The organism is Variovorax sp. IB41, from assembly GCF_016405905.1.
Classification (GTDB): domain Bacteria; phylum Pseudomonadota; class Gammaproteobacteria; order Burkholderiales; family Burkholderiaceae_C; genus Variovorax.
Genome location: NZ_JAEFCB010000004.1, coordinates 73,312 through 90,948, shown reverse-complemented (window position 1 = coordinate 90,948; position 17,637 = coordinate 73,312). Strand labels below are relative to the sequence as shown.

Annotated in this window: 9 protein-coding genes and 2 pseudogenes; 6 read left to right on the top strand and 5 right to left on the bottom strand. The window is 67.7% G+C overall.

Annotated features, from left to right (window positions below; all coding sequences use genetic code 11):
- The 3 genes and pseudogenes from JC881_RS32815 to ppc form a co-directional block, all read right to left on the bottom strand.
- Positions 1–2,498, bottom strand: a pseudogene (locus JC881_RS32815) (hypothetical protein); the annotation flags it as partial.
- A 108-nt stretch (positions 2,499–2,606) separates the two neighbouring features.
- Positions 2,607–3,926: pseudogene (locus tag JC881_RS32810) on the bottom strand (ESPR-type extended signal peptide-containing protein); the annotation flags it as partial.
- 792 nt (positions 3,927–4,718) lie between these two features.
- Complete coding sequence (gene ppc, locus JC881_RS10710; protein WP_198785704.1) at positions 4,719–7,562, bottom strand: phosphoenolpyruvate carboxylase; 2,844 nt, start codon at positions 7,560–7,562, stop codon at positions 4,719–4,721.
- An 83-nt stretch (positions 7,563–7,645) separates the two neighbouring features.
- Between ppc and hemC the strand changes: the two genes are divergently transcribed.
- Genes hemC through JC881_RS10690 form a run of 4 tightly spaced genes read left to right on the top strand, consistent with a single transcriptional unit; the run spans position 7,646 to position 11,759 of the window.
- Complete coding sequence (gene hemC / locus JC881_RS10705) at positions 7,646–8,572, top strand: hydroxymethylbilane synthase (RefSeq protein ID WP_198785703.1); 927 nt, start codon at positions 7,646–7,648, stop codon at positions 8,570–8,572.
- A gap of 16 nt (positions 8,573–8,588) precedes the next feature.
- A complete protein-coding gene (locus tag JC881_RS10700; protein ID WP_198785702.1) occupies positions 8,589–9,371 on the top strand; it encodes a uroporphyrinogen-III synthase in 783 nt (260 codons plus the stop codon).
- Positions 9,368–10,468 carry a uroporphyrinogen-III C-methyltransferase gene (locus JC881_RS10695; protein ID WP_198785701.1) on the top strand — a complete coding sequence of 367 codons (1,101 nt, stop codon included), beginning with the start codon at positions 9,368–9,370 and terminating at the stop codon, positions 10,466–10,468. The genes JC881_RS10700 and JC881_RS10695 overlap by 4 nt, the downstream gene beginning before the upstream one ends.
- Positions 10,469–10,475: 7 nt before the next feature.
- Complete coding sequence (locus tag JC881_RS10690) at positions 10,476–11,759, top strand: heme biosynthesis protein HemY (protein ID WP_198785700.1); 1,284 nt, start codon at positions 10,476–10,478, stop codon at positions 11,757–11,759.
- Between the two features lie 9 nt (positions 11,760–11,768).
- Here JC881_RS10690 and JC881_RS32355 read toward each other — a convergent pair whose 3' ends face one another.
- A complete protein-coding gene (locus JC881_RS32355) occupies positions 11,769–11,894 on the bottom strand; it encodes a hypothetical protein (protein ID WP_332875221.1) in 126 nt (41 codons plus the stop codon).
- Between the two features lie 152 nt (positions 11,895–12,046).
- Positions 12,047–15,319 (bottom strand): Rne/Rng family ribonuclease, encoded by a 3,273-nt coding sequence (locus JC881_RS10685; RefSeq protein WP_198785699.1) that lies wholly within the window; start codon positions 15,317–15,319, stop codon positions 12,047–12,049.
- Between the two features lie 547 nt (positions 15,320–15,866).
- On the opposite strand from JC881_RS10685, the gene JC881_RS10680 reads away from it, so the two are divergent.
- Together JC881_RS10680 and JC881_RS10675 are read left to right on the top strand one after the other, a co-directional pair.
- Entirely contained in the window at positions 15,867–16,964 is a 1,098-nt protein-coding gene (locus JC881_RS10680) for an RluA family pseudouridine synthase (protein ID WP_198785698.1), read from the top strand.
- Positions 16,957–17,631 carry an HAD family hydrolase gene (locus JC881_RS10675; protein ID WP_198785697.1) on the top strand — a complete coding sequence of 225 codons (675 nt, stop codon included), beginning with the start codon at positions 16,957–16,959 and terminating at the stop codon, positions 17,629–17,631. Before JC881_RS10680 ends, JC881_RS10675 begins: the two co-directional genes overlap by 8 nt.
- Positions 17,632–17,637: the final 6 nt, after the last annotated feature.

The window sequence follows — 17,637 nt, the reverse complement described above, 5'->3', positions numbered from 1 at the left end:
CTCGTGGCAGTGCTCAGTCCACTGGAGGTCGAAGTCGACAGACTGCTGACGTTGCTGTTGGTCGTGCTCAAGCCGGTGGACAGGCTCGAGATACCGCTGGTCGCGGTGCTCAGGCCCGAGGACGTGGAGGTGGACAGGCTGTCGATGCTGCTCGTGGCGGTGCTCAGGCCCGAGGACGTAGAGGTCGACAGGCTGTCGATGCTGCTCGTGGCAGTGCTCAGGCCGCTCGACGTGGAAGTCGAGAGGCTGCTGACGTAGCTGTTCGTTGTGCTCAAGCCGGTGGACAGGCTGGAGATGCCACTGGTCGCGGTGCTCAGACCCGAGGAGGTGGACGTCGACAGGCTGTCGATGCTGCTCGCTGCAGTGCTCAGGCCGCTCGATGTGGAAGTCGAGAGACTGCTGACGCTGCTGTTCGTTGTGCTCAGACCCGTGGACAGGCTGGAGATGCCACTGGTCGCGGTGCTAAGACCCGAGGACGTGGAAGTCGACAAGCTGTCGATGCTGCTCGTGGCGGTGCTCAGGCCAGTCGAGGTCGAGGTCGACAGGCTGCTCACGGTGCTGTTCGTTGTGCTCAAGCCCGTGGACAGGCTGGAGATGCCGCTGGTCGCCGTGCTCAGGCCCGAGGACGTGGAAGTCGACAAGCTGTCGATGCTGCTCGTGGCCGTGCTCAGGCCACTCGAGGTCGAGGTCGACAGGCTGCTCACGGTGCTGTCAGTGGTACTCAGGCCCGTGGACAGGCTCGAGATGGCGCTCGTCGCGGTGCTCAGACCCGAGGAGGTGGAAGTCGACAGGCTGCTCACGGTGCTGTCCGTCGTGCTCAGGCCGGCGGACAGGCTGGAGATGCCGCTGGTTGCAGTGCTCAGGCCCGAGGATGTCGAGGTCGATAGGCTGTCGATGCTGCTGGTCGCCGTGCTCAGGCCGCTGGCGGTCGAAGTCGACAGGCTGCTCACGCTGCTGTCGGTCGTGCTCAAGTTCGTGGACAGGCTCGAGATGGCACTCGTCGCGATGCTCAGGCCGGAGGACGTGGAAGTCGACAGGCTGCCGATGCTGCTCGTCGCGGTGCTCAGTCCCGAGGACATCGAGGCCGACAAGCTGCCAAGGCTGCTGTTGGTCGCACTCAATCCGGTGGACAGACTGGCGACACCGCTCGCGGCCGTGCTCAGCCCCGAGGACGTCGAAGCCGAAAGACTGCCGACACTGCTGCCGGTCGAACTCAAGCCTGTGGACAGGCTGGAAACATCGCTCGAGACGGAGGTCGACAGCGAAGTCAGCTGCCCGAAGTTCACCGCGTCCGTCGGGTTCACGCCCGCGGCCACGTTCGTGAGGATCACCGGTGACGTCGCGCCCACGCCGCCCAGGGTGATTTTGGTGTGGCTCGCATCGTCGTACTGCACCGAGTTCGAGAGCCCGGTGGAGAGACTGCCGATGCCGCTGGTCGCCGTGCTCAGCCCGGTGGAGGTGGAGGCCGAGAGACTGACGATGGCCTCCCCGGTGGTGCTGAGGCCCACCGACAGGCTGGAGATACCGCTGGCGGCCGTGCTCAGGCCCGTGGAGGCCGAACTCGACAGGCTGCTCAGGGCGCCGTTCGTGGAAATCAACCCCGAAGACAGGCTCGAGATGCCACTGGTCGAGGTACTCAGGGCAGTGGAAAGACTGGAGATGCCACTGGCTGCGGTGCTCAGGCCCGTGGACAAGCTGGAGATGCCGCTGGTCGCCGTGCTCAGGCCGGACGACGTGGAGGCCGAGAGGCTGACGACACTGCTGTTCGTCGAACTCAAGCCCGTCGACAGGCTCGACAGGCCGCTGCTCGCCGTGCTCAGCCCCGAGGAGGTGGAGCTCGACAGGCTCCTCACGCTGCTGCTGGTGGTGCTCAGGCCCGCGTAGAGCTGGCTGCCGTTGATCGCATCGGTCGATGTGGCCGTGATGCGGCCGGCGGCCACGTTGGTGAGCTGGCGCTCGGCGTCCGTATCGCCGATGCTGACGACGCCGACGGGTGAGGTGCCGGCGAAGTTGCCATAGGTCACGCCGCCAACGGTGGCGGCGGCGACCGGTTTAGCCGAAGCCGTCGAAGCACCATCGCCCAACGCCACGCTGCGCGCATTGCTCGAGAAGGCGTCAAGACCGATGGCAATGCCGGCAGTGGCTGCGACGGTGACTTCGGATTGCCCGCCGATGGCGATCGAATCGGCTGCGCCTGCGCGCGCACCGTCGTGGACATTGCCGCCAACGGCCGTCGCGCCGGACCCGCTCGCATGCGCTGAGTTACCCAGCGCCGTCGTCCAGTCGGCAGAGGCATTTGCGAAGCCGCCCACTGCGGTGCTGTCGCCTCCGTTCGCTGTCGAATTTGTGCCCACAGCAACACCCTGCCTGCCGGTTGCCTGCGCCGCGAAACCCAATGCGGTGGCACGGTAGCCACTGGCTTCCGCCATGGCTCCGAACGCGGCAGAGCCGACGCTGTTGGCAGTGGCCGCGAAACCAAACGCTGTCGCAGGCCGCAACTGGCCTTCATCCAATGTGCTTTGGGCCAGAGCGTTGCGACCGAAGGCCATGTCCCCTTCGAAGAGGGCACTGGCGCCGTTGCCGAACGCCAGCGCGCCGTTACCGTTCGCCTTGGCATTGACGCCGAACGCCACCGCAGACGTACCGGTAACGTTGGCGTTGCTGCCGATGGCGATGCTTTTCGTCGCGCCCGCAGCGACAGTTGACGCGTGTCCAATTGCGATGGCCTCGTCTCCCAAGGCCTTCGCGCCGTTGTTATCTTGATCGCCCCCGCCGAGCGCCACGGCATCTCTTCCCAAGGTCTGCGCATGTCGGCCAAGCGCCGTCGAAGATGCGCCCGCAGCCTCTGCTGCCGAACCGACAGCGAGGCTGCCCTTCCCGATCGCATTGCTGCCGTAGCCAATGGCGACAGCGCCTTCAACCAATGCGCGCGTGCTCTTCCCGATCGCCACTGCATTGTTCGCACTGGCATTGCTTGCCTCACCGACGGCGATGCTTGCAAGTGCGCCGGCATTGCTCCGAACGCCTAGCGCAATGGAGCCGTAGCCAGAAACGATTGTCTGGGAGCCAATCGCTATGGCATCGCCCGCGGCGGCGATGCTGCCCGCGCCAAAAGCGATGCTTCCGGACTCGCTGGCATTCGATAGCGTGCCGAACGCGATCGCATTGGCCCCAAAGCCATTCGCCCCGGTTTTCGCGCTGAAACCGATCGCTATCGCATTGCTCCAGCCGGTGCTGCTTTTTGTACCGAAGGCGATGCTTTCATTGCCCGTGGCACTCGAATCGGTGCCCAAGGCAATGGCGTTGGCCGCATTGCCCATCGCGCGGGTACCTATCGCCAATACGTTCTTGGCGAGGCCCTTGCTCTGGTAGCCAACGGCTACGGCGTTGTCCGCGGACGCGTCGGCTTGGCTGCCCAAAGCGGTTGCATCTCCTCCGCGGGCGCTGCTCTCTGTGCCAACAGCGATGCTGTTTGTACCGCCGGCGCTCGATAGCGTGCCGATGGCGGTAGCGTTGGCCGCCAGGCTATTCGCGCTCTGGCCGAGTGCCACGGCATTCTCTGCCGACGCATTCGACTTGCGGCCAACTGCCACGGCAAACTGAGCCGTGGCAGCAGCCGCCGAACCGACGGCAAGAGACCGGTCCCCGCTGGCACCGGCGTATGCGCCGACCGCTATCGCGTTGTCGTTGCTGGCATTGCTTTGATAGCCCACGGCAACGGCGCTGGTCCCTTTTGCGGTGGCCTCGGTGCCGTATGCCTGCGCATGCACATCGTCCAAGCTGATGCCGGTGAGCAACACGCCGACCGTCGCCGCGGCAGCAACACTCGCGCGCTTGCTCCGCTTGCCTCTCGCCGAGGTGGTTTCGGACACCGCCACCCATGCGCCCAGCGATTCACTCCAGATGCTCTTGTGCGACTTGTTCACTTGCTTGCCCCGTGGATGCGAACGAATTGCCCCGAAGGGGCAAAAGAATTGCGCCAATTCGGAATTCGTTCCCCTGGCGCCGGATAGGCTGCAGGCGAATTGCCATTGCAGACCGGGGCGGACTTTAGGGGGGCTTCAGGCAGCGAGCGAGCGCTAAATGGCCTGAAAAGTCAGGTATGAGACGGTCTGGGGCAGACAACGGTCGCAACCGCAAACAATTGCACGTTCGGCGGTGCGAAAGCTCTGGATGGAATTAATTCCATCGAAAAGTGATGCTGCCAACAATTTCGGCAATTGAGATTTACATCGTGCCAATAAATGCGCGCTTGCATTCACGCGCGGGGCAACGTGAAATCGCTGAGCGAACCCCGTGAAGCGGGTCACGGGGCAACGCGCCGCATGCCTCCGGGCTGTGCAAAGGTACGCGAAAGATTTAAAAAATCAGCCGAAAATGTCTGCCCCGACATCAAAAGAAAATCTGACTTTCAATAATTCTTCATGCAATGAAGTATTAGGCCGAGCAATTTTTATTTTGTTGGAAATGATTGCCAACGTTCGATTAATCTTCAATTCACATTGAATCGCTAGGCGAGCTATTCAAATCATCTGAATTTACTTTTTTGCCATTTGGCGGGAAATCTCGGATTGATGAATCTGCACCAGTCGTGCGTGCCCCGATCAGAAAGGCCGGCGCACAAAAGCGACGCCCCGCGAATTACGCGGGGCGCGAAAAAAGAGAAAGGAAATTGGGGTTGACGCAGGGGCCGCGACGCTTCGCCGCGGCCCCGCCCCTCAACCCGTGTTGCGCAGACCCGCAGCCACCCCGTTGATCGAGATGTGAATGCCGCGTTGCAGCCGCTCGCCGCCATCGCCCGCGCGGTAGCGCCGCATCAGCTCCACCTGCAGGTGGTGCAGCGGATCGATGTACGGAAAGCGATGCCGCACCGAACGCTGCATTTCCGCATTGCCTTCGAGCCGCTGCTTGGCGCCCGTGATGAGCGTGAGCGCGTCCGAGGTGCGGTGCCATTCGGCATCGATCATCGAGAACACCTTCTGGCGCAGCTTGCGGTCGGTCACCAGCTCGGCGTAGCGCGAGGCCAGCGCGAGGTCGCTCTTGGCCAGCACCATGTCCATGTTCGAGAGCAGCGTGCGAAAGAACGGCCACTGCGCGTACATGCGCTGCAGCAGCGCCACGCGTTCCTTCCTGCCCGCGGCATTGCCGGCCGAGGCTAGGAACTGCTCCACGCCCGCGCCGAAGCCGAACCAGCCCGGAATCGTGAGCCGGCACTGGCCCCAGCTGAAGCTCCACGGCACCGCGCGCAGGTCGTCGATCTTGTGGCTCGGGTTGCGCGAGGCGGGGCGCGAGCCGATGTTGAGTTCGGCGATCTCGCGGATCGGCGTGGAGCCGAAGAAGTAGTCGCCGAAGCCCGGCGTCTCGTACACCAGCTTGCGGTACGCGGCCATGCTGGCGGTAGAGAGTTCGCCCGCGGCCGAGAGGAAGGTGGCGGGCGCCGACTTGCCCTGCGGCAGCAGCGTGGCCTCCAGCGTGGCGGCCACCAGCGTCTCCAGGTTGCGCCGGCCGATCTCGCGGTTGGCGTACTTCGAGCCGATCACTTCGCCCTGCTCGGTAAGGCGGATCTGCCCGCGCACCGTGCCCGGCGGCTGCGCGAGGATCGCCTGGTAGCTCGGGCCGCCGCCGCGTCCCACCGTGCCGCCGCGTCCGTGGAACATGCGAAGGCGAATGGGGTTGGCCTTTTTCTTGTTGAGTTCGTCGAACAGCGACACCAGCGCGATGCCCGCGCGGTACAGCTCCCAGTTGCTGGTGAAGATGCCGCCGTCCTTGTTGCTGTCGCTGTAGCCGAGCATCACGTCCTGCTCGCCGCCCGAGCGCTCGATGAGCGACTGGATATTCGGCAGCGCATAAAACGCGCGCACGATCGGCGCGGCGTTGCGCAGGTCCTCGATGGTTTCGAACAGCGGCACCACGATCAGGTCGCACACCGCGTTGGTGGCCATCGCGCCGCGCAGCAGGCCCACTTCCTTTTGCAGCAGCAGCGCCTCGAGCAGGTCGCTCACCGTTTCGGTGTGGCTGATGATGTAGTGGCGAATGGCCGCGGCACCGTAGCGCGCCCGCGCGGTGCGTGCGGCGGCGAAGATGGCCAGCTCGCTTTTTGCGAGCGGCGAGTAGTCGGCGTCGGGCACGCGCAGCGGACGCGCGTCATCGAGCAGCTTGAGCAGCAGCGTCTGCTTGGCTTCTTCGGCCAGCGACGCGTAAGACGGCTCGATGCGCGCGGTCGCGAGCAGCTCGGCGATCACCGCCTCGTGCTTGTCCGAGCTCTGGCGCAGGTCGACCGTGGCCAGGTGAAAGCCGAACACCTCCACCGCGCGGATCAGCGGCCGCAGGCGCGGCGCGGCGAGCACGCTGCCGTGCTTTTCGCCGAGCGACTCTTCCACCGTGCGCAGATCGGCGAGGAACTCTTCGGCGCTGTGGTACGGGTTCTGCGGCGCGACCGCGTGGCGCGCGGCCTCGCCGCCGGTGAGCTCGCGCAGCGTGGCCGCCAGGCGCGCATACACGCCGGTGAGCGCGCGGCGGTAGGGCTCGTCCTTGCGGTGCTCGCTGGTGTCGGGCGAGCGCTCGGCGAGCGCCTGCATCTCCACCGACACATCGACCAGCGTGGCCGAGAGCGAGAGCTCGCCGCCCAGGTAATGCACCTCGGTGAGGTAGTAGCGCAGCGCCAGCTCGGCCTGCCGGCCGAGCGCGTATTCGAGCGTCTCGGCGGTGACGTTCGGGTTGCCGTCGCGGTCGCCGCCGATCCACTGGCCCATGCGCAAGAAGGGCGCGACCGAGGGCGTGTGGCCGCCCTGCGCGAGCGCCTTCTCGAGGTCGGCGTAGACGCGTGGAATCTCGCGCAGGAACGTGGCTTCGTAATAGCTCAGCGCGTTCTCGATTTCGTCGGCCACGGTGAGCTTGGAGAAGCGCAAGAGGCGCGTCTGCCAGATCTGCGTGACGCGCGTGCGCATCTGGGTTTCGTTGTCGGCCAGCTCGATGGGCGAGAGCGCATCCTTGCCGCCCGCGTAGGCGCTCTGGCGCAGCTTGATTTCGTCGCGCGTGGTGAGCAAGAGGGCAATCGCGCGCTCGGCGTCCAGGATGCTCTTGCGCTGCACTTCGGTCGGATGCGCGGTGAGCACGGGCGAGACATAGCTGTGGGCCAGCGAGGCGACGATTTCGTCGGGCTTCACGCCGGCCTTGCGGATGCGGGCGAGCGCGGTCTGCAGGTCGCCGTCGGCCAGCACGCCTTCGCGATCGGCCTCGGTGCGGCGGCGGATCTGGTGGCGGTCTTCCGCGAGATTGGCCAGGTGGCTGAAGTAGGTGAAGGCGCGGATCACGCGCACCGTCTCGGCGGCGCTCAGGCCCTTGAGCAGGTTCTTGAGCGCGCGGTCCGCGGCCTGGTCGGCATCGCGGCGAAAGGCCACCGACAGGGTGCGGATCTTTTCCACCAGCGCATAGGTTTCGTCGCCTTCCTGCTCCCGGATCACATCGCCGAGGATCCGGCCCAACAGCCGGATGTCGTCGATCAGTGGCTGGTCTTCGGCCTGGCGGCGCTTGGGGGGGGCAGGGGTCTTGCTGGCTTTCATTCGATGTTGTTCCTGGGGACTTGAATGGACGCGCCGCCTGCGTTGCTGCGGCGCAACATGCTAGCATTCCGGCGTCTGGAAACATGTACTTTTTGGGAGCGGTCTTGAGCAATATCGTGATCGCAACGCGCGAAAGCCGGTTGGCCCTTTGGCAGGCCGAACACGTGCAAGCGCTTTTGCAAGAACGGGGCCACACGGTGAGCCTTCTGGGCATGACGACCCGGGGCGACCAGATCCTGGACAAGAGCCTGAGCAAGGTCGGCGGCAAGGGCCTCTTCGTGAAGGAACTCGAAACGGCGATCGAAGACGGGCGCGCCGACATCGCGGTGCATTCGCTGAAAGATGTGCCGATGGACCTGCCCGAAGGCTTCGTCCTGGCCTGCGTGCTGGAGCGAGAAGATCCGCGCGATGCACTGGTCTCTCCGAACTACGCCTCGCTCGACGAACTGCCGCACGGCGCGGTGGTCGGCACCTCGAGCCTGCGCCGCGTGGTGCTGCTCAAGGCGAAGCGGCCCGATGTGCGCATCGAGCCGCTGCGCGGCAACCTGGATACGCGCCTGCGCAAACTCGACGAAGGGCAGTACGACGCGATCATCCTGGCGGCCGCGGGCCTGAAGCGCCTGGGCCTCGGAGACCGCATCCGCGTTGCCTTCGAACCCGACGACATGCTGCCGGCCGCGGGGCAGGGCGCACTGGGCATCGAGGTGCGCGCCGATCGCGCGGACCTCATCGAACTGCTCGCGCCGCTCGCGCACCGGGGCGACTGGCTCTCCACCGCCGCCGAACGCGCAGTGAGCCGCGCGATGGGTGGCAGCTGCTCGATGCCGCTCGCCGCGCACGCGCGCTGGCAGGCCGATGGCAGCCTGCGCATCGATGCCGCCTGGGGCGATCCCGAAGGCAACGCGCCGCTCGTGCGCGTGCAGGCGCAGGCCGACGCCGGCGACTTCGCGCGCGCCGAAGCCCTCGGCGAACATGCCGCTGCGTTGCTGCGCGACGCCGGCGCTCACTGAAACCCGTGGTCGTCGGATGACTGCGCGGCCCGTCATCGTCACGCGGCCCGCGCGCGAGGGTGTGCAGTGGGTCGATGACCTGCGCGCCGCGGGCCTCGATGCGGTGGCGCTGCCGCTGATCGTCATCGAGCCGGTCCACGATGCCGAGCCGCTGCGCGCGGCCTGGCGGCGAATCGAGGACTACGCCGCGCTGATGTTCGTGAGCGCGACGGCGGTCGAGCATTTCTTTCAGCACCGCGACGCGGACTCGACCGACGAAGCCCTGGCCGGCCGCCGCTTCTGGGCCACCGGACCCGGCACCACGCGCGCCTTGCTGCGCGCCGGCGTGCCGCCCGACGCCATCGACGCACCGCCGCCCGAGGCCACGCGCTTCGATTCCGAAGCGCTGTGGGAGCGCGTGCAGGCTCAGGTATCGGCTGGCGTGCGCGTGCTCATCGTGCGCGGCGGCGATGAGGCGGGGCAGCCCGCCGGGCGCGACTGGCTCGCCAAGGAAATCGATGCGGCGAGCGGGCATCGCGACACCGTGGTGGCCTATCGGCGACTGCCACCGTTGTTCGACGTCAGACAACATCAACTCGCCATCGATGGCGCCGAGGGCCGCGCGATCTGGCTCTTCAGCAGCTCCGAGGCGATCGCGAATCTGCAGCGCGCGATGCCCGGCACCGACTGGCGCGCCGCGAGCGCGGTCGCCACGCACGCACGCATCGGCGAAGCCGCGCGGGCCGCGGGTTTTGGTGCGTTGCGTGTCTGCACACCGCTGCGGGATGCGTTGATCGCGTCGATAGAATCGTTGGCATGAGCGCCGCGTCCCCGTCAGACGACATTTCTCCTTCTTCTCCCGCTGCCGCGACGGCGCCGGTGCCCGCCACGCTGGCGCCGCACCAGACGCCCGCCGCCATGGCCGCCGCGGCCACCCTGCTGTCCCGCATCGGCTTCGGCCTCGTCGCCCTCGTGGCGCTGGCCGCGCTGGTGATGACCATCGCGCTGTGGCAGAAGGTCGGCGGCATGAAGGAGCAGCTCGCACGCCAGAGCGCCGAGGCCACCACGCAGTCGATGGAAGCGCGCACGCTGGCGCGCCAGGCCAGCGACACGGTGCGCGACGCCGCGGCCCGCGTGGCCCTCATCGAAACCCGCGTGGCCGAAGTCGCGCTGCAGCGCTCGCAGCTCGAAGAGCTGATGCAGAGCCTCTCGCGTTCGCGCGACGAGAACCTCGTGGTCGACATCGAGTCGGCCGTGCGCCTGGCGCTGCAGCAGGCGCAGGTGACCGGCAACGTCGAACCCTTGCTTGCCGCGCTGAAGGCCGGCGACCTGCGCATCTCGCGCGCCGCGCAGCCGCGGCTCGCGCCGCTGCAACGCGCCATGCAGCGCGATGCCGACCGCCTGCGCAGCAACTCCAGCGTGGACAGCGCCGAGGCGCTGCAGAAGCTCGACGAGCTCATGCGCAACGTCGACGACCTGCCCACGCTCAATGCGGTGGCGGTGCGCGGCACCGGCGTCAACGCCTGGCAGCCCGAACCGATTCCGGCCGATGCGCCGTGGTGGCGCCGTGCGCTGCTCACCGTGCGCGGCGAAGCGCGCTCGCTGGTGCGCGTGGGCCGCATCCAGAGCCCGGAGGCCATCCTGCTGGCGCCCGAGCAGACCTACTTCCTGCGCGAGAACCTGAAGCTCAAGCTGCTCAACGCGCGCCTCTCGCTGCTGTCGCGCCAGGTCGATGCCACGCGCGCCGAACTGGCCCAGGTGACCGCATCGCTCAACCGTTATTTCGACCCCGCATCGCGCCGCACGCAGGCCGCCGCCACGCTGTTGCAACAACTGCAGGCGCAGGTGAAGACCACCGAGCCGGCACGCGTGGACGACACGCTCGCGGCACTGGCCACCGCGGCCGCAGGGCGATAACCCGGTCATGCGCGCTGCAATCTGGCTTCTCGCGCTGTTCGCCGTCGCTGCGGCAGTCGCTCTTTTCGCGGGCAACAACCAGGGCACGATCACCGTGTTCTGGCCGCCGTGGCGCGTCGACCTGTCGCTGAACCTCGTGCTCGTGATCCTGCTGGCGACCTTCGTGCTGCTGCACGTCGCGCTGCGCGCGCTGGCCGCGTTGTTCTCGCTGCCGACGCAGGCGCGCCACTGGCGCCTGCAGCAGAAGGAGCGCACGCTGCATGCCGCGCTGCTCGATGCGATGGTGCAACTCATCGCCGGCCGCTTCTCGCGCGCGCGCAAGGCCGCGCAGGCTGCGTTGGTGCAGGAAAAGACATTGGCCGCGCTCGATGCGAACCTGCCGCAGGCGCAGCAGGTGCGCGTGCTCTCGCACCTGCTGGCAGCCGAGAGCGCACAGGCGCTGCAGGACAAGCCGGCCCGCGATGCGCATCTGCAGCAGGCCTTGAACGAGAGCGCCGACCGCACGCTGCTCGCGAGTCCCGAGACGCGCGAAGGCGTGCAACTGCGCGCCGCGCGCTGGGCGCTCGAAGACCGCGATGCGGCCGCCGCGCTCGCCCGCCTCGAAGAACTTCCGCAGGGCGCGCAGCGGCGCACGCTGGCCCTGCGCCTTCGCCTGAAGGCGGCGCGCCAGGACCGGCGCACGCTCGAAGCCCTGGAAACCGCCCGCTTGCTGGCCAAGCACCGCGCGTTCTCGGACGCGGCAGCGCAAAGCATCGTGCGCGGCCTGGCGACCGAACTGCTGTCGGGCGCGCACGATCCGGCGCAGCTGCTGCGCGCCTGGTCCGAACTCGATGCGAACGAGCGCGAGATGCCCGAGGTCGCGATCCACGGCGCTCAACGCATGGTGGTGCTGCACGGCGACCTGGCGCTCGCGCGCGGCTGGCTGCTGCCCGCCTGGGAGCGCATGGTGGCGAACCCGCGGGGCCTCGGCGATGCGCTGCGCGTGAAGCTCGCGCGCGCGCTCGAAGCGGGGCTCGATTCGGTGGACGCCGACTGGCTCGCCCGCATCGAAAGCGCGCAGCGCAACAACCCGCGAGACCCCAACCTGCAGTACCTCGCCGGCATGGCCTGCATGAAGCGCCAGCTCTGGGGCAAGGCGCAGCAACTGCTCACGCAGGCCGGGCTCGCATTGCAGGACGGCGAGCTCTATCGCCGCGCCTGGCTCGCATTGGCCGAACTGGCCGAAGCGCGCGAGGATGCCGAGCAGGCCGCCGCCGCCTGGAAGCGCGCGGCGCAGGCGCCCAGCACCTGAGCCAGCCTTTCAGGGGCAGGCGCCCGAAGTCTGCTGCACCGACGGCCGGCGGCTGCCGAAGATCACGAAGCTGATCGCCGCCAGCACCCAGATGCCAATGCCGCCATAGAGCATCACCTGCCCGAAGCCGCGCACCGGTGCCGCATGAACGATCGCGCCGGACGGATCGAGCTGCGCCAGTTCCGGAAACCCTGCGCGAGCGACGCGAAATTGCCGGGGTTGCCAGTGGACGTCGCGGCATAAAAAAACGGCGCCAGAGGCGCCGTTTTCATGTGCGAGCGTCGTGCTCAGTGCGTGCCGGGCGCTTGCGCGTCGGTGGCCGTCTTCTCGAACGGCAGCGACATCGAGCCCAGGTCGCGGCGGGTTTCGACCAGCACCAGCGGACCTTCGTCCAGCACGATCGCCGGCGGGCGTTCGCGCGGCACGTGCACCGGCTTCGGCTCGGCGGCGATGGCGGCGCGCGCTTGCGCGATGCGGTCGGCGTCCGAGTTGACCCACTGCAGGCCCGAGCTCTCGGCGATCTGCGCGAGTTCGTTCAGCGGCAGTTCGAAGGCCTGCACCTTGGGCAGTGCACGGCCGTTGCCGGCGGGCGCTGCGGGTGCAGTCTTTGGACTTTCGACCACGATGGGCGCTGCGACCGGTGCGGGTGCAGGGCGCTCGAAGCGCGGTTGCTGCTGCTGCGGTGCGGGTTCGCGCGCTTCGGGGGCTGCGGCGAATTCGCTCACCTGGCGTTCAGCGACGGCCTCCGTCGCCAGCGGCAGCGGCTGCTGGCGGGCGACCGGCGCTTCGTACGACTCGCCGGTGGCTTCCATGGCGGCTGCGACGGCGCCTTCGGCGGCCGGTGCATCGGCTGCGTTGGCTTCGTTCTCGTCGCGCGGGCCGCGTTCGCGGCGGTCGCGGCCGTAACGGTCACGCGAACGGCCGCGGCGCTCTTCGCCTTCGCGGCCTTCACGGCGCGGGGCTTGGTCGTTGCCGGCGTTGTCGCTGCCTTGTTCGCCATCGGCGGATGCCACTTCGGCCACGCGCACTTCGCCTTCGGCGGTCGGTGCGTCGCTGCGGCGCTCGCGGCGGCCGTCGGTGCGCTCGCCGCGTTCGCCGCCACGATCACCGCGCGGGGCGCGTTGTTCGTCACGGCCGTTGCGGGGCTGGCGTTCGCCTTGCGGGGCGCCTTCACCGGCGACGGCTTCGCCGCGCGGTTGGGCGTCGCCGTTGCGTTCGCCGCCGCGGTCGTTGCTGCGCTCGCCACGCTCGCCACGGTCACTGCGCTCGCCGCGTTCACGACGCTCGCCGCGGGCGCGCGGTGCGCGTTCCGTGTTGCCTTCGTCGGCGCCGGGCGCCTGTTGCTGGGCTTCGAGGTTGACGTTGCCGTCGACCAGTGCCTCGGCCGGTGCATTGCGGCCTTCGCCTTCGCGGCGCTCGCCGCGGCCGCCACGGCGTTGTTCGCCGTCGCGTGGGGCGCGTGCCTCGCGGGGTTCACGCTGTTCGCGGGGCTCGCGTTGTTCGCGCGGCTGGCCTGCGGCTGCGTCGTTGCGCAGTTCGCTGCTGCGGCCGTCGCGGCGTTCGCCGCCGCCTTCGCGACGTTCACCGCCACCTTCACGGCGCTCGCCACCGCGGCCGCCACGGCGTTCGCCGTCACGGCCACCGCGGCGTTCGCCGCCTTCGCTGCGGCCTTCGCCGCCGCGTCCGCCACGGCGTTGTTCGCCGTCACGTGCGCCGCCGCGGGCTTCGCCATCGCGGCCCGGACGGCCATCGCGGCGGGGCTTCGGTGCCTCGACCGGAATCGCAGCCGGCGCGGGCGCCTTCGCTTCTGCCGGCGCGCCGCCGAACAGGCTCTTGATCCAGCCGAAGAAGCCGCTCTGCGCCGGAACCGGTGCGCTCACCACGGGTGGTGCGACCGGTGCGGGTGCGGCGACAGGCGCGCGCACCGCTTCGGGCTTGGGCGGAACGACCGGCGCGGGTGCGTCGGGCAGCACGCCCTTGATGACCGGCGTCTGCTTGTTGGTCGGCTCCTGCGAGCGGCGTGTGACGGCCGTCGGGTCCTCGATCTCGTCGGCCATCTTGTAGCTGGCTTCGATGTGATCGAGGCGCGGATCGTCGTGCTTGAGGCGCTCGAGCTTGTAGTTCGGGGTCTCGAGCGTCTTGTTTGGCACCATCAGCACGGTCACGCGCTGCTTGAGCTCGATCTTGGCGATTTCGGGGCGCTTTTCGTTCAAGAGGAACGATGCCACCTCGACCGGCACCTGCACGTGCACGGCGGCCGTGTTGTCCTTGAGGCACTCCTCCTGGATGATCCGCAGGATCTGCAGGGCGCTGGATTCGGTGTCGCGGATGTGGCCCGAGCCGCCGCAACGGGGGCAGGGGATCGACGAACCTTCGGAGAGCGCCGGCTTCAGGCGCTGGCGGCTCATTTCCATCAGGCCGAACTTGCTGATCGAGCCGAACTGCACGCGGGCGCGGTCCTGGCGCAGCGCATCGCGCAGGCGGCTTTCGACTTCGCGGCGGTTCTTCGATTCGTCCATGTCGATGAAGTCGATGACGATCAGCCCGCCCAGGTCGCGCAGGCGCATCTGGCGGGCCACTTCGTCGGCGGCTTCCAGGTTGGTGCGGGTGGCGGTCTCTTCGATGTCGCCGCCCTTGATGGCGCGGGCCGAGTTCACGTCGACCGAGACCAGCGCCTCGGTGTGGTCGATCACGATGGCGCCGCCCGAGGGCAACTGCACGGTGCGGGCGTAGGCCGATTCGATCTGGTGCTCGATCTGGAAGCGGCTGAACAGCGCCGCGTCGTCGCGGTAGCGCTTCACGCGGGCGGCATGCTCGGGCATGACGTGCGCCATGAACTGCTGCGCCTGGTCGTAGATGTCGTCGGTGTCGATCAGGATGTCGCCGATGTCGTGATTGAAGTAATCACGGATGGCGCGGATCACGAGCGACGATTCCTGGTAGATCAGGAAGGCGCCCTTGCCGCCCTTGCCCGCGCCGTCGATGGCGCTCCACAGCTTGAGCAGGTAGTTCAGGTCCCACTGGAGCTCGGGCGCCGAGCGGCCGATGCCGGCGGTGCGCGCGATGATGCTCATGCCCTTGGGGTACTCGAGCTGGTCCATCGCCTCCTTGAGCTCGGCGCGGTCATCGCCCTCGATGCGGCGCGAAACGCCACCGCCGCGGGGGTTGTTGGGCATCAGCACGACGTAGCGGCCGGCCAGCGAGATGAAGGTGGTGAGGGCCGCGCCCTTGTTGCCGCGCTCTTCTTTTTCGACCTGGACGGTGAGTTCCTGGCCTTCGCGGATCGCGTCCTGGATGCGGGCCTGGCTGGCCGACACGCCTTCGGCGAAATACTGCTTGGAGATTTCCTTGAACGGCAGGAAGCCGTGGCGGTCTTCGCCGTAGTCGACGAAACAGGCTTCGAGCGAGGGCTCGACGCGGGTCACGACCGCCTTGTAGATGTTGCCCTTGCGCTGTTCGCGCCCTTCGATCTCGATTTCGTAGTCGAGGAGCTTTTGCCCGTCGACGATGGCCAGGCGCCGTTCTTCGGCTTGCGTGGCATTGATCAGCATCCGCTTCATGATGCGTTGTCCTTATATGTATCGTTCTACCGGCTCATGACGAGCCAACGATGCACGGACGACGCCCGCGAAACCAGGGAATTGCCGCTTGGCCCCGGATGCTGTGACTGCCGCGCCAGGCGCGAACAGGCCTCTCGAGCGTCAGCTCAAGAAGACAGCCGGGGTGGGGGCGCGTGGATGGGCGCGAGCCAGATTCGGTGTTGAGTGGCGATCTTTTCGATAGCCGGTTGCGCAAGGGGGGCGCGCGCTGCAGAAGATCCAATGCCGGAGGCCGCTGGCAGAAGCCAGGTCGGCCAGCGAAGGCATATTTGAATCAGCAGCATCAACACAACAAGGGACTCGCTTCGATCCGCCGGCAGCTTGGAAGCTGCAGGCTGGGTATTCCGTATCGGTGTTTCGTGGGTGTCGGCTTGACTTGGGTGCCGGGCCTGCCACTTTGCGCAATTGCGCGGGGTTTGCAGCTCGGCGCCAAAGCGGCATCGACCTCACAGCATGGTCGTCAGTGCTCTAAACTTCTGTCTAATCAAGCACTTACACGACCGCGCTGGTGAAAAACATTATAGGTGCGAAGCAAAGCCCCGAGACCGCTCCAAATCCCGCAGATCGAAATGCCGGGGCCGAGGCGGCCGCGCACGGCGCCATCAAATTCATCACTGTCGACGCGGAGTCGGCCGGGCAGCGCCTGGACAACTTTCTTTTCCGCCATCTGAAAGGCGTGCCCAAGACGCACGTCTACCGGATCATCCGGTCGGGCGAGGTGCGCATCAATAAAGGGCGCGTGCAGGCCGAGACCCGCATCGAGGTGGGCGACGTGCTCAGGCTGCCGCCGGTGCGGATTTCGCCCCGTGCGGAGGAGGGCGCCACGCCTCCCGCGCCCGCCCGCGAATTCCCGGTTCTGCTCGAAGACGACGCCGTGCTGGCCATCGACAAACCTGCCGGCGTGGCGGTGCATGGCGGCAGCGGCGTGAGCTTCGGCGTGATCGAGCAGCTGCGCACGGCGCGGCCGGGCGCCAAATTCCTGGAGCTGGTCCACCGGCTGGACCGCGAAACCTCCGGCATCCTGCTGGTCGCCAAGAAGCGCAGCGCGCTTGTGGCGTTGCAGGACCAGTTCCGCGAGCGCGAAACCGGCAAGACGTATCTCGCGCTGGTCGAAGGCGACTGGCCCGCCAACAAGAAGGTGCTCGATGCGCCGCTCGCCAAGTATTTGCTGCCCGACGGTTCCGGCGCCGGTGCCGGCGAACGTCGCGTGCGCGTGGTCGCCAAGGACCATCCGGACGCGATGCGCGCCGTGACGCTCGTTCGCGTGCTCGCTCGCCTCACGCTGCCGGGCGACGCCACGCCGCTGTCACTGCTGGCGGTGACGATCAAGACCGGGCGCACCCACCAGATTCGCGTGCACCTGGCCTCGGCTGGCCATGCGATCGCGGGCGACGACAAATACGGCGATTTCGAGCGCCAGCGCGCCTTGCAGAAACTTGGCCTGAAGCGCATGTTTCTTCACGCATGGCGCTTGCAGTTCAACCACCCGGCGGGCGGCGAGCGCATCGCGCTGCAGGCCGACCTGCCGCCCGAGCTGCACGCGCTGATGCCGCCCTCCGCGCTCCAGGCGCTGGCCCAACACCCCACTCCCACGGCCCATGACTGATTCCCTTGCAAGACCTCCCCGCTTCGACCTGATCGCCTTCGACTGGGACGGCACGCTCTACGACTCCACGCGCCTGATCGTGCGCTGCATCCAGGCCGCGGTCATCGATGTGGGCGGCGCCAAGCCCACCGAGAACGACGCCGCCTGGGTGATCGGCCTCGGCCTGGCCGAAGCGCTCGCGCGCGCGGCGCCCGATGTGCCCAAGGAAAAGTACGCCGAGCTCGGCGCGCGCTACCGCTATCACTACCTGCAGCACCAGGACGATCTGGTGCTCTTCGACGGCGTGCTGCAGATGCTCGACGCCCTGCGCGCGCGCGGCCACAAGCTGGCCGTGGCCACCGGCAAGTCGCGCCGCGGGTTGAACGAGGCGCTGAAATCGGTCGCGCTGCGCGATCGCTTCGATGCCTCGCGCACCGCCGACGAAACCTTCGGCAAGCCGCATCCGCGCATGCTGCTGGAGCTGATGGAGGAGCTCGACGTGCCCGCCGAGCGCACGCTGATGATCGGCGACACCACGCACGACCTGCAGCTGGCGACGAACGCCGGCTGCGCCAGCGTCGGCGTGAGCTACGGCGCGCACGAGCCGGCGAGCTTCGACGAGTTCAAGCCGCTGTTCATCGCCCACACGGTGCCCGCGCTCGAGGCGTGGCTCCTGGACAACGCCTGAGAATTT

Bases quoted from the DNA above. Each gene is read 5' to 3' on its own strand.
- JC881_RS10690 (WP_198785700.1), top strand. From the start codon at position 10,476: ATGCGCGCTGCAATCTGGCTTCTCGCGCTGTTCGCCGTCGCTGCGGCA.
- JC881_RS10675 (WP_198785697.1), top strand. From the start codon at position 16,957: ATGACTGATTCCCTTGCAAGACCTCCCCGCTTCGACCTGATCGCCTTC.
- JC881_RS10695 (WP_198785701.1), top strand. From the start codon at position 9,368: ATGAGCGCCGCGTCCCCGTCAGACGACATTTCTCCTTCTTCTCCCGCT.
- JC881_RS10685 (WP_198785699.1), bottom strand. From the start codon at position 15,319: ATGAAGCGGATGCTGATCAATGCCACGCAAGCCGAAGAACGGCGCCTG.
- hemC (WP_198785703.1), top strand. From the start codon at position 7,646: ATGTACTTTTTGGGAGCGGTCTTGAGCAATATCGTGATCGCAACGCGC.
- JC881_RS10700 (WP_198785702.1), top strand. From the start codon at position 8,589: ATGACTGCGCGGCCCGTCATCGTCACGCGGCCCGCGCGCGAGGGTGTG.
- ppc (WP_198785704.1), bottom strand. From the start codon at position 7,562: ATGAAAGCCAGCAAGACCCCTGCCCCCCCCAAGCGCCGCCAGGCCGAA.